The 12,198-nt window shown below is 55.6% G+C and carries 13 protein-coding genes; 7 read left to right on the top strand and 6 right to left on the bottom strand.

What is annotated here, in order from left to right:
- Positions 1–41: 41 nt before the first annotated feature.
- The 5 genes from NA619_RS23175 to NA619_RS23155 all read right to left on the bottom strand — a co-directional run bounded on the left by NA619_RS23175 (position 42) and on the right by NA619_RS23155 (position 2,623).
- Positions 42–224 (bottom strand): hypothetical protein, encoded by a 183-nt coding sequence (locus NA619_RS23175; protein WP_255964150.1) that lies wholly within the window; start codon positions 222–224, stop codon positions 42–44.
- 400 nt (positions 225–624) lie between these two features.
- Positions 625–831 (bottom strand): hypothetical protein, encoded by a 207-nt coding sequence (locus tag NA619_RS23170; protein WP_255964149.1) that lies wholly within the window; start codon positions 829–831, stop codon positions 625–627.
- 69 nt (positions 832–900) lie between these two features.
- Positions 901–1,452: a hypothetical protein gene (locus NA619_RS23165; protein ID WP_255964148.1), complete on the bottom strand. Its 552-nt coding sequence runs from the start codon at positions 1,450–1,452 to the stop codon at positions 901–903.
- A gap of 66 nt (positions 1,453–1,518) precedes the next feature.
- The gene (locus NA619_RS23160) at positions 1,519–2,307 is read right to left on the bottom strand and encodes a hypothetical protein (protein WP_255964147.1); all 789 of its coding nucleotides are present in this window, start codon (positions 2,305–2,307) and stop codon (positions 1,519–1,521) included.
- 40 nt (positions 2,308–2,347) lie between these two features.
- Positions 2,348–2,623, bottom strand: coding sequence for a hypothetical protein (locus NA619_RS23155; RefSeq protein WP_255964146.1), 276 nt, complete (start codon positions 2,621–2,623; stop codon positions 2,348–2,350).
- A 1,749-nt stretch (positions 2,624–4,372) separates the two neighbouring features.
- On the opposite strand from NA619_RS23155, the gene NA619_RS23150 reads away from it, so the two are divergent.
- The 7 genes from NA619_RS23150 (at position 4,373) to NA619_RS23120 (ending at position 11,873) form a co-directional block, all read left to right on the top strand.
- Positions 4,373–6,019 (top strand): hypothetical protein, encoded by a 1,647-nt coding sequence (locus NA619_RS23150; protein WP_255964144.1) that lies wholly within the window; start codon positions 4,373–4,375, stop codon positions 6,017–6,019.
- On the top strand, positions 6,016–6,747 hold the full coding sequence (locus NA619_RS23145) for an OmpA family protein (RefSeq protein ID WP_255964142.1): 732 nt from the start codon (positions 6,016–6,018) through the stop codon (positions 6,745–6,747). The genes NA619_RS23150 and NA619_RS23145 overlap by 4 nt, the downstream gene beginning before the upstream one ends.
- Positions 6,731–7,816, top strand: coding sequence for a hypothetical protein (locus NA619_RS23140; RefSeq protein WP_255964141.1), 1,086 nt, complete (start codon positions 6,731–6,733; stop codon positions 7,814–7,816). The genes NA619_RS23145 and NA619_RS23140 overlap by 17 nt, the downstream gene beginning before the upstream one ends.
- A 136-nt stretch (positions 7,817–7,952) precedes the next feature.
- Complete coding sequence (locus NA619_RS23135; protein ID WP_255964140.1) at positions 7,953–9,089, top strand: protein NO VEIN domain-containing protein; 1,137 nt, start codon at positions 7,953–7,955, stop codon at positions 9,087–9,089.
- A 145-nt stretch (positions 9,090–9,234) separates the two neighbouring features.
- A complete protein-coding gene (locus tag NA619_RS23130) occupies positions 9,235–10,179 on the top strand; it encodes a chromate resistance protein ChrB domain-containing protein (RefSeq protein ID WP_255964139.1) in 945 nt (314 codons plus the stop codon).
- On the top strand, positions 10,172–11,536 hold the full coding sequence (gene chrA / locus NA619_RS23125) for a chromate efflux transporter (protein WP_255964137.1): 1,365 nt from the start codon (positions 10,172–10,174) through the stop codon (positions 11,534–11,536). Before NA619_RS23130 ends, chrA begins: the two co-directional genes overlap by 8 nt.
- A 10-nt stretch (positions 11,537–11,546) precedes the next feature.
- Positions 11,547–11,873 (top strand): rhodanese-like domain-containing protein, encoded by a 327-nt coding sequence (locus tag NA619_RS23120; RefSeq protein WP_255964136.1) that lies wholly within the window; start codon positions 11,547–11,549, stop codon positions 11,871–11,873.
- A 45-nt stretch (positions 11,874–11,918) separates the two neighbouring features.
- Here NA619_RS23120 and NA619_RS23115 read toward each other — a convergent pair whose 3' ends face one another.
- A complete protein-coding gene (locus tag NA619_RS23115; RefSeq protein WP_255964134.1) occupies positions 11,919–12,053 on the bottom strand; it encodes a YHYH domain-containing protein in 135 nt (44 codons plus the stop codon).
- Positions 12,054–12,198: the final 145 nt, after the last annotated feature.

Here is a 12,198-nt window from a genome sequence, read left to right as displayed (position 1 = left end):
GCCGTAGCAAAATGTTTAACCACTAACGCGGGGTGGCCTACTCAGTCGTCAGGGCGCTCGCCTACCTGCTCAATCACGGCCTTATGAATTTCCTTGTCCATTTCGGGCGGTATCTTTTCAGCCGAAAGGCCAAATAGGCCTCTTTTCTCCTGCTCTTCCGCATAAGCTTCGCTATATGCGACATCCCAACCGCTTAACTCTTCATCTTCACCATAGTCGGACATATGCTCACCTTTGGACGAGTTTCGACCGAAGCCTAGCAGAGCGGCGTCAGCGGTCAAATCGCACGGGTGAAGCATCAAAATGGACGAGGGCGTCGGTAGCGTCGCACCACATGTAGCGTCTCCTACTCAGCTGGCAACGTCGCTGTCGCATGCTTAGCCTGAAAGTGGCGTGCGCTTCACCCGCGGAGTCAGGTACGAACTCCGCTTGAGTGGTCTTTTCGCTGGCTTCTGGCACCTAGGTTGTGCACGGCTACGACTAGGCTGTCACGCCAGTGGCGTGCTTTTTCATGGTAACGAATTGCGAGGCGATATCTATAAAGCCGAAGCGATCAAGGAGTTGTGGGAGAAGTACTCTGGGAGAGGGTTTGCTCGTTCACCTAGCGTTCTTCTTCGGCCGCGCTCATGTGCGCAGATACTGGAAGTAGAGCAGGGATATCGGTGAGCTATGGTTAGCATCACTAAAGGAAAGGGCCATTTCCATAGCTGCAATGACGATAAGGAGTCGTATGGCGAGGAGCTTGGGATCGGTACGATTTACCGCGCCGATCAGGATGCTCGCAGCAACGTCATCAAGGCCATGGCCTACCTGACCAAGGACAGCCAGCATCTGCGTATCAATCCTGAGGGTGGACGGTCGCTGCGAATGGGCCAGATCTTGCGGGGAATCGAGTACCGATTATTGGACCAGCTGAGCGATCTCTCTACCATGCTCTCGGGCACGCTCGTGACTGAGATAGATGAAGTGCGGACTCTCAATGACCCTGGCGTCCCCATGCCCGTGATCTCTCAGGTACTTGTTGGGCTTTGTGCCATGCACCAGCATGGCTCTAGGCTTTATCGTTTCAAGCAAGAAGTCGAAGATTTTCGTCGACTTTTGATGGCTCCGAAGCATGCTCTCCCGGGCAGTAGGGAACGAATAGATGTTGGTCTCCAAAAACCTGACATCACTGCTGGCAGCAACGGCCTCGTCCATCACGATCTGCATGACAGTTCGCGTTCGGCTCGGTTTAGCGCGGATGGCTTGATACGCGCTATACCATGCAGACTTGTCGAATCCATAACCTGAACGCCAGCAGTCCCAGAAGTCCTCCGTCATGCTGGAAGCTGCGTTGATACCGACAATGAATACTTGGCAATCCAGCGGAGACCCGTCGCACACAAACGGACGGTCATAATAGGGCGAGCCCATCAGGTCTCGCAGCTCAGTTTCGAACTTTCCTATGTCCATTCGCTTTGAATCCATGCTAAAAATGGAACAGCCTGCTTTCGAGCAGGCTTTTTTACAACGATTGGATTAGCGCTGAGTAACAGTCGCGCTATTGCTCATGCCGTTCTGAGTGATCGTCGCAGTGTCGACGCTAAAGCTCGAGCCATACACGCCCTGGGTGAGCGAGGCATAGTTGGCAGTGCCAGTCTGGTCGATGATACCTACATCGCCGTAAGGAGCCCCGTTCTGAGCCACTTCGATGATGTTGTCAGCGCCGCTTTGGGCAATGTCGAGCGAGCTCCCATCACCATCCTGCTGGATATTAACTTGGTTGCGCTCACCGGTTGAGACACCGGTAACGCTATTGGAGCGGCCTGCCTGGTCTACATTCAGCTGGTTGTCAGCACCGGACTGAGTAAAGTTAATCGAACCCATTGCTGAGTTGTCATCAATCTCGGCCAGATTGCGATCACCCTCCTGCGCCAGATTGATATAGCCACCCGAGTAGCGACCGCCGCCAGATTGATAGACGCTGGCTTGGTTGTCAGTGCCTGTCTGGGAGACTCGGGTCGAAGCGCCCTGGCCCCCAGAAGCCGACTGCCTGAGATCAATGGTGTTGGCAGTGCCTGATTGATAGGTGTCGGCCGAGACAAAACCGCCACCCTGAGTGGCACGGAGTACGTTCGCATCTCCATACTGCTCAGCGTTTAGGCCGCTGTTTTCCCAGCTTTGCACCAGGTCCACCACGTTGGCTTGGCCTTCTTGGTAGATTTTGCCATAGCTGTATCGACCATCCAGTTGCGTAACTAGGGCTACGTTGGCTGTGCCGACCTGGCCGACTTCAATGTGATGTCCTTCTTGAGAATGCTGTAACACGCGCGTCGTGTTGTCTGCCCCTGCTTGAGACACAAGCGCCTCAGCACCTTGCCCCGTCTTGCAGTACGATCATGTCGTTAGAGGTGCCGGCTTGATCAGCCGTGAGGGACAGAGAGCTCCCTTCCTGAAAAGAGGTAGCAACGTTCAGGTCGCCGTTCTGGCCAATCGTCGAAGCGTTGCTTGTACCGGCCGATTGTGCGAGTTCTGCGTTATTTTTAGTGCCCGTTTGATTGACGCTGGCCGTGCTATCGGCAGCCTGTGCCTGCCCTATCAAAACCAGTGACACAGCGGCTGCAAGAAGGGAGCGCGAGAACATTGTTGTTTTCCTTTTTCTTTCGGAGCAAAGATTGTTGGGCTTTCATTGGAGCAGGCATATGCACCTATTTATTGATAAATGCTCACGCAAGAGTTAATCCGCCTCGCTTCAGCCTCAGCTGGAGTTTACGTCTACCAGAGCTTGACCTGGACATGGGCCAAGATCGACAGGTCGTTCGACCAGTTCGCCCCGATGCGGGCGGTTCGGCCGCCATTATTGAGGGACTGGCACGGCTTGGTACCAATCCAGGCATACGGGTCGTAGCGGAGGGTGTCGAGCGAGAGGGGTCGGCGTGCGCTGCTACTCGACCGGTTGTACCGGCATGCAGGGTTTCTTTTTTTCAAGCCGATGGAAGATTCTGCATTAATCCTGGGTTAGCTCGATGGTCGGAAACCCGGCGCGCCTCGGCCCTCACCTCGAGCTGAATGTATCGCTATCTATGCCGGATATGATAAATCGATCTTAGCCCGGCCCCAAGGAACGCCCCGTGTCCATGCCCGTTGCGACTTATAAATGCACCGCCTGCAATTTCAGTCGATGGGACTCTATGACATGGGGGTATCGCTACTACCTATACGGCAGTGTCAAGGTCCAGATGAGGGTAACCATAGGCTGGTGTTTACCGTGCAGTGACCTGGTTGCGATTGAGGTATTGCCTACAGCGAGGCGCGAGGCAGAGCTTCATCAGCGGCTGGCTGCACTGCGTAAAGAGCTTGATAAAGAACTCAGCGCCTCGCCGCTCCGAAGACGCTGGTGGCAGCTCCGCGCAACAAACAATTCGACGCAAGCGAGACTGGAACGCGAAATCGAATCCGCCGACGAGCGCTTAACCGAATACCGATTGCGCCGTGCTGCACTGTCCACTCGGACAAACCAAGCACGCTGTCTGCGGTGCAGCTCTGAAGATTGCGCGCCCCTCCCTCCGCATGAAGCGGAATACTTCGACATCGATTCTGAGCCGGCTCCCACTGGTTTCACCCACCCGGGCTGTGGGGGTGAGCTAGTTACAATTTGTGATGGCACAAGGCTAAGTTTGCTGCTGACAGAAAAAGCTTATGACCTTGAAGGATGGCAGCTAGGCGAACATTAGTATGGTTTGAAGTGGTCCTGTATTTGGCTGACTTCAGCCTCTGTAGCTTTTATCAACGACAAACCGAGTAGACGACCGTACCTCCCGCTCATTTTGATGTTTCTGGATGCCTCGAGCACTCGTTGCAGTTGTAGTCATTCCGCACATTACAGACGCACTCTCCTGCGCTTGTTAGTAATCGTTAGTGCGCCATCGGCAAGGCCGCACTGTACATGCCTGTTCGCCAAGCGCCGTGCGATCTCTTCAGTCTGCTATTCAATCGCCACTATCGAGCGTAACCTCTCCAACCCGAACGGAGTATGCGAACCAGCAGCTTTCACCGCCGCAAAAGCTAGTGGCTGGACAGTCATATGCGGCTTTGTCTGGGGCATTACAGCTACTGCAACTGATTGGAGTTCGCACAATTCGCAGGCCAGTTAGATTGAGCTTGCCTTATACATCGATACGGTATACCGCGTGTCCACCTTCACCGGATAGCAACGAGAATTGCAGAAGAAGGGCATGGGCGTCTTTGCAAAGGAAAGAGACGAACAGGCATGGAAAATATCACTGCCGTCTAGGCGTGATCGCATATTTGAAGCTAGCGTGCGGCTGGTTTTGCCACAAACACACTATTGTCTTACAACCTTATACGGTTTGTCCGATGCTGGAGTTACACGATGATTGGCAGTTATATCGAAGGGACCCTGAAGTCAGTATCGGCAACGAACGTTACCGAGGCGTTCTGCATTTTAATGCTGGCGATTTTCGCTTTGTCCATTTGGCAGGGGCGCAAAGGTCGGCATGACCTGTTTCTTGAGCATGCTCCTGCTGTGTTGGTGTCACTGGGCATCCTGGGGACCTTCGCCGGTATCGTGATCGGCCTGTTGGACTTCAATGCACACGACATCAAGAACAGTATCGAAGGGCTGCTCAATGGTCTGAGAACCGCGTTTATTACCAGCCTGGTGGGGATGACGCTATCTATTGCGCTCAAGGCATTGGATACCTGGTGGTTCGCCCCTGCACGGGGTAAGGCAGAACAGCCGGACTCGATTACCCCTGAGCATATCTACGGCGTAATGAGCCGGCAGGAAAAACTTTTGGAGGTGCTGAACCAATCCCTTGCTGGTAACGAAGAGGGTTCTGTGGCCGGTCAGTTAAAGCTGATGCGTTCGGATGTGCGCGATTTCCGAGATGGCCTGGATCGTGGTCAGCGTGAGTTTCACGACAAGCTGTTTAAACATTTGGTCTCGTTTAGCGAGATGCTGGCGCAGTCTGCCACGGAGACAGTCATCAATGCACTGCGCCAGGTGATTCAGGATTTCAACAAGCATCTGGTTGAACAGTTTGGCGACAACTTCAAGGCGCTTAACGAGTCCGTCGGCAAGATGGTCGACTGGCAGGAGCAGTACAAGCAGCATGTCGAGGCGTTGGAAGTACGTATTGAAACTGCAGTGCGCGAGCTTGAGCGGACTGCTACGGCCAATGAGGCGATCAGTCGCGCGTTGGAGACCTCGGAGCAATCCATTGGCTCAATCGATAACCACTGCCAGAGCATTCCAAACGCTATTGGCCAGCTAGAGCCGGTGTTGCAGGTTAACCAACATCAGATTCAGGAGCTGCAACGTCACCTGGATGCATTCGTGGCTATGCGTGATAAAGCCACCAGCGCGGTGCCGGAATTGCAGCAGCATATGGATACGCTGTCCAAGGCGCTTTCCGAGGGTATGCAGGGCGTTATCTCTACCATGCATGAAGGATCGCAGGAGTTCGGGCGCTCGGTTGACCTAACCAATGCAGCCTTGACAGAGGCCTCGCATGTCATCAGCAGCCAGACGGAACAGATCAGCGAGAACATGAAGGATGCCGCGCAGGAGTTCGGCTCTTCAGTGCGCGGTACGTTGGAGAGCATGCTGACCAATTCGAAGTCGCTGGAGCAGCAGATGGGGCAGGCGGTCGAGCAGGCGTCGGGCTCGCTGACTGAAGCATTCAAGCATGCGACCGGGAAGATCCAAGACAGCCTGGCATCGACTGTTGATGCCGCGATGAATACGTTGCGCACAACGGTTGAGGGCAACCTCAGCCAGACTGAGTCGCTGATTCAAGGTTCTGCTAACCGCACTATGGGCTCGGTGGAAGCTCAGGTACGGGAGGCTACTGAGCGGGCTAATGCTTCTCTGCAGGCGCAGCTTAATGCGATGGATCAGGCCATCGGTCGTGAGCTTGAGAAGGTATTCAGGGAAATGGGCTCGGCGCTGGCTACTATCTCCCGCCGAATTGCGGATGACCATGCGGAATTCGCCAGTAGGATGCGTGCGCAATGAGTGCGCTGGACAATCTATTCCGCAGTCGGCATTCAAAAAAAGATGATGCCGAGCACTGGATTGGCATTTCCGATTTGATGTCAGGGCTGATGATGATGTTCCTGTTCATCGCGGTGGCCTACATGTACTACGTGCAGGTTGAGCGAGAGAACATTAAGGAAATTGCGGTTGCCTACAAGGACACCCAGGTCGCTATCTACAACGACTTGAATAATGAGTTTAAGGACGACCTGCCGCGTTGGAATGCGGCGATAGAGCGTAATACGCTGGAGTTTACGTTTAACAATCCCGAGGTGCTCTTCCGCTCCGGCTCACCAGAGCTGAATGCACAGTTTCAGGCAATCCTCCCTGATTTTTTCCCGCGGTACATGAAGGTGCTGTCGCGCTATAGGGGGGCAATCGAGGAGATTCGTATCGAGGGCCATACCAGCAGTGACTGGGGAGCATTACGTGGTGAGCAGGCCTACTTCCCTAATATGGCCTTGTCCCAGGACCGCAGTCGATCAGTGCTTCAATATGCGTTGTCGCAGCTGTCGTCGCAGGATGACAAAGAGTGGGTGCGCTCGCGCTTTTCTGCTGTCGGGTACTCATCGTCCAGACGCATCCTGGATGACGATACCGGTGCTGAAGATGCTGCGCGTTCGCGGCGGGTTAACTTCCGCGTGATCACCAACTCAGAGCTGCAGATCCGCACGATCATTGAGAGGTTCGATGGAGATCAAGGTTGATTTTTCCGGGCTGTGGGAGCAGGTCAAACGACTGGGTACGGAGAAGGTTGATTTCGATTGGACGGCGGCCGCGCAGCTAGACCCTATTGATATTGCGCTGCTTGAGGGGCGCGAGGTTCAGCTTGATGACTTGAATGTCATCAATGGCTTGCTGAGTGTCGATGGTCGTCAGGTATTGCTGTACATCCCCGACCAATATTCTCCCGTGGATGTGGTGCAAGCCTCACCAGATAAAGGTAAGCGCTTTCATGTGGCGGACTGTAAAACGCTTAATGATATGCGCAGTAAAGGGCGTTTCGAACGCTATGTGGTGACCAATAACCTGAGCGGGATTTTCCCAATCAGTGGCAAGAACAGCCGGGGGGCGCGCGAGGAGCTAGATTCTCGCTTGCTCGTATGCAAGAACTGCCTGGAAAAACTCAATTACCAAAACTATTGCCATGAGGGGACACGTCCGGCGATTTGGCATGGCTTTGAGATTGGTAAGTTCTTTGAAACCTACAGTACGAGCTTTCGCCACCTGCCTCGCAGCCTGGCGCAACGCACTCTTGGCAATGACTATACGAATGACTGGTCGGAAATCTCTGCCGATGTGCGGCGGCGTTGCGGATTCTCATGCGATGCGTGTGCAGTGAACCTTAGCGAGCATCGTCATCTGCTGCATGTTCATCATGTCAATGGTGTAAAGCAAGACAACAGTTCGGTGAACCTGCGTCCTCTCTGTATCGACTGTCATCGTAAGCAGCCACTCCACGACCATATGTTTATCTCGACGGCAAATATGCAGCTATTAAACCGGTTACGTCGTGAGCAGAGCATCACTGCTGACGATTGGACTCAGGTTATGAAGCTTGCGGATCTCGCAGTGCATGGTGGACTTTTGCATGGCCGTCATAAGGGCTTTGGTGTGCCGGTGATTGGTTATGAATTCGTCAATGCCAAGGGTTTGGTGATAGCCGAGGTGGAGGTAGCATGGCCCGAGCAGCGCATTGCTATGTATGTTGCAGACGCGCCGATGATTGATGGCTGGACAGTGTTGAATCCGGTTGAGTTTATCGAGCGATACTGAACGAGGCCTGGCACAAGTGTGAAAGGTGCGAGTTGGCGGTTCCGAGGATGTGGGAGGCCAGGACTCCCGTAAAATACAACCCCAGAAGCCAAGTTGGTTGACGCTGAGCCCGCACCATCATGGAAGGACCGATAACGTGTCTCAGGTTTCCCAACTGCGAAGCCCCGCTGTCGTACAGGCCGCGATCGATGAGTTCGTGCAGCTTGGCCGAACCAAATTCCTGGCTCGCTATGGCTATGGCAAGTCGCGAGACTTTCTCGTTCGCGATCCTAAGACAGCCACTGATTGCGATTCCAAGGCCATTGCTGGCGTCGCTTTCGGCAAGCAATTTCCCGACCAAGGGCCGCTCGCAGCAGACAGCTTTTCGGGGGGCGAAGCCACGGTGGTACCCGCGCTGACCAAGCTGGGGTTCACCATCGTTCGCATCGGTGAAGATTGGTCCGAGACCGAGGTAACAGCTACGGTCAACGACTACTTCGACATGCTGCGCGCCGAAGCCGCCGGAGAGCCATACAACAAGTCCGAGCACAACCTAACACTCCGCCGATTTCTCAACGGCCGGAGCAAATCCTCAGTCGAGCTCAAGCATCAGAACATCAGTGCCGTACTCGATGCTCTCGGGCTGCCGTACATCAACGGCTACAAGCCCAGGGGCAACAGTCAACTGCTGCTGCGTAAATCCGTACACGCTTATGTACTGAAACATCAACAGTCGGTCGGCACCATCGTCGACGCGCTGGAAGAAGTGAAGATGCCCGGCGACAAAACCTACCTGGCAGCTTTGGTCGAAGCGCCCGCCCGAGAAGTACTCGTACACACACCGGCATTCACTCGGCAACGCTTGCCCCGCAAGTTCGATTATGCCGCGCGTGATGAGGCCAACCGTAAGCTGGGCCGGGCAGGGGAGCACTGGGTGATTGGCTATGAGCAGCATCGCCTTACCGAACAGGGCCATCCAGAATTGTTTCAGCGACTGGACTGGATATCGGACACCCAGGGGGATGGCACCGGCTTTGACATTCTTTCGTTCGAAGATGACGCCCGTGAACGCTTCATTGAGGTGAAAACCACCAATGCTGGATTGGGTTCGTCATTTCTGGTCAGCCACAACGAGCTGATGTTTTCCAACGAAGTGGATGAGCAATTCCATCTCTACCGGGTGTTTCAATTCAGGGACGGGCCGCGTCTGTTCATACTGTCAGGTGACCTAGCCCAGCATGTGCATCTGAAGCCTACTGACTATCGGGCGAGTTTTCGGAGCATTGTGGGGTAGACACCGGGAGGTAACGAGTTGAACGGCGGCAACCGGCCAAAAGCGGCTAGTCGTAATAGGTGATTATTGGCCTATTATGGTGCTTCACAATCGCTCAGAGCAGGAATAGAGTAGAGTTTATTACCTAAACAGTATCTTGCTCTACATGAAAAACTGGCTATCCCTGATCATCGCCTTGCCGACCGCTAACGCCACAGAGCGTATGCGCGCTTGGCGTGCCCTCAAGAGCAGTGGCGCGGCGGTACTGCGCGACGGGGCCTATTTGATGCCAGACACTCCCGCTTGCCGAGAAGCATTGGAGGCTGTTGAGCGCGACATCCGGAGTAGCAATGGCACAGCCTTTCTGTTGCCCATCAATGATCCCCATGGCGAGCGCTTTATCGAGCTGTTCGACCGTAGAGAGGACTACGCCAAGCTGCGTGTCGATATCGAGGCGTGCCAGGCCCAGCTGACTCCGGATAACGCCCTCACCAGCACCAAGCAAGTACGCAAACTGCGCAAAGGATTTGCGCAACTGGCGACTATCGACTTTTTCCCTGCGGCTGAGCGGCAACAGACCGATACAGCACTCAACGCCCTGGAAACAGCCATCAGTCGGGCGCTGTCGCAGGATGAGCCGAGCAGCCACGAGCAGCCTATCGAGCAGCTTGATCGTCGCGACTACCAAGGCCGCCTCTGGGCTACGCGAAAGCGGCCATGGGTTGACCGCCTGGCCAGCGCCTGGCTGATCCGGCGCCACATTGATCCGAGCGCCCGCATTCTCTGGCTGGACACGCCAAGTGATTGCCCTGCTGAGGCGCTGGGTTTCGATTTCGACGGCGCGACCTTTAGCCATGCCGGCAGTCGCGTCACCTTCGACACTCTACAAGCCAGCTTTTCGCTGGCCGAGCCAGGCCTAAGCCGCGTTGCTGCGCTGGTGCATTACCTTGATGTCGGTGGCGCTCAGCCCGCCGAGGCTGCCGGCATCGAGCGTGTATTGGCCGGGCTGCGCGAAACCATCCTCAATGACGACCAGCTGCTAACGGCTGCTTGCGCCATCTTCGATGGGTTGCAGGCGGCATTCGTGAAAGAAGAGACCTCTGATGAATGAGATCCCACTTCCGCCTGTAGAACAGGATCTGCAACGTGCCGAACCTGTAAGTTTACTTCAAGCTTTTCTGTTCTGGCTCAAGCTCGGTTTCATCAGCTTCGGCGGCCCTGCCGGACAGATCTCGATCATGCACCGGGAACTGGTGGAGCGTCGGCGCTGGATCTCTGAGCGGCGTTTTCTGCATGCCCTTAACTACTGCATGCTGCTGCCCGGCCCGGAGGCCCAACAGCTGGCCACCTATATCGGCTGGTTGATGCACCGCACCTGGGGCGGGGTGATTGCCGGAGTACTGTTCGTCCTGCCCTCACTGTTTATCCTGATCGCGCTGTCATGGGTCTATATCGCCTTCGGCGATGTACCGGTGGTGGCCGGACTGTTCTATGGGATCAAGCCCGCCGTAACCGCCATCGTGGTGCAGGCTGCTCACCGCATCGGCTCCCGCGCGCTGAAGAACAACTGGCTATGGGCGATAGCCGCCGCCTCGTTCGTGGCCATCTTCGCCCTCAGTCTGCCGTTCCCGCTGATCGTGCTGGGTGCCGCCGTGATCGGTTATTTTGGTGGGCGTTTCGCCCCAGAGAAATTTAGCGTCGGCGGCGGCCACGGTGCGACCAAGCAGTCCTTCGGCCCGGCGCTGATCGATGACGACACCCCGACACCTGAACATGCACGCTTCCGCTGGCAGCGCCTGGTCTCGCTGGCGGCGATAGGCGCGGCGCTGTGGGCGTTGCCCATGGGCCTGTTGATCGCGCTGTTCGGCTGGGAAGGCACGCTGACTCAGATGGGCTGGTTCTTCACTAAGGCTGCGCTACTGACCTTCGGCGGCGCCTACGCGGTGCTGCCCTATGTCTATCAGGGCGCAGTCGGACACTATGGCTGGCTGACCCCGACGCAGATGATCGACGGCCTGGCCCTGGGTGAAACCACGCCCGGGCCGCTGATCATGGTCGTAGCCTTCGTCGGTTTCGTTGGCGCCTATGTGCCGCAGGTGTACGGTGCTGAACAAGCCTTCCTAGTTGGAGCCGTGGCCGCCAGCCTGGTGACCTGGTTCACTTTCCTGCCGTCCTTCCTATTTATCCTCGCGGGCGGCCCGCTGGTGGAGTCAACACACAACGAACTGAAGTTCACCGCACCGCTGACGGCCATCACCGCCGCCGTTGTCGGAGTGATCCTCAACCTGGCGTTGTTCTTCGGCTATCACGTGCTCTGGCCACAGGGCTTCGAGGGGAGTTTCGACTGGCCTTCGGCGTTAATTGCCCTGGCGGCAGCAATGGCCTTGTTCCGCTACAAGCGTGGCGTCATCCAAGTACTGATGGCCAGTGCGTTGGTCGGACTGGTGGTACACCTACTGCAAAACTGAGAGATGGAGGATGAGCAGAATCTCGATATGCGAACTGGCGGAATGGCAGGCAGCAGATCGAACGTTCACTTTTCTGGATTTGCGCCGTAACGGCGTGCGGCTTGCCGACGGTGTAGAAATTCCCGGCGCACAGTGGCGTGATCCCGAGGATGTCTTCACCTGGAAGGATCAGGTTTTGCGTGACAGACCAGTTATTCTGTATTGCGCCAAGGGCCATGAAATCAGCCAGGGCATTGCCGCCACCCTGGAGGCTATGGGCTTGGACGCGCGTTACTTGATCGATGGCTTTGCTGGATGGCACGGCGCTGGCCGGCCCACCCGGTGCCTATCCAGGTAGCTGGCCGCCACAAATGTGAGACGGCCGGCCGCTACTGGCGAATGCTTAATGGCAGTGGTAATCGCCCGTTTTGTGGTTGCGGTGACAGCCTTTCGAGTCCGTACCACCGCTGTGCGCGAGGGCCGCTACAGAGGTTAGGGCGAGAACAGCAGCAATAAGGACAGCAGTAAACTTCTTCATGAGGAACTCCTTTTCAGCTTCTTGTTGTGTGTGACACAGATCACCCCTGTAAGATATGGCAAAAGGCCTTCATTGGACAGAGTTATGAAGAAAAGCGCCTGCGCTAGCTGAACGAGCGGATCATTTTCAGTGCAGCAAGATGGCC

Source organism: Stutzerimonas stutzeri (assembly GCF_024448895.1).
In the GTDB taxonomy this organism is placed as follows: domain Bacteria; phylum Pseudomonadota; class Gammaproteobacteria; order Pseudomonadales; family Pseudomonadaceae; genus Stutzerimonas; species Stutzerimonas stutzeri_Q.
This window is presented reverse-complemented; position numbering and strand designations above follow the sequence as displayed.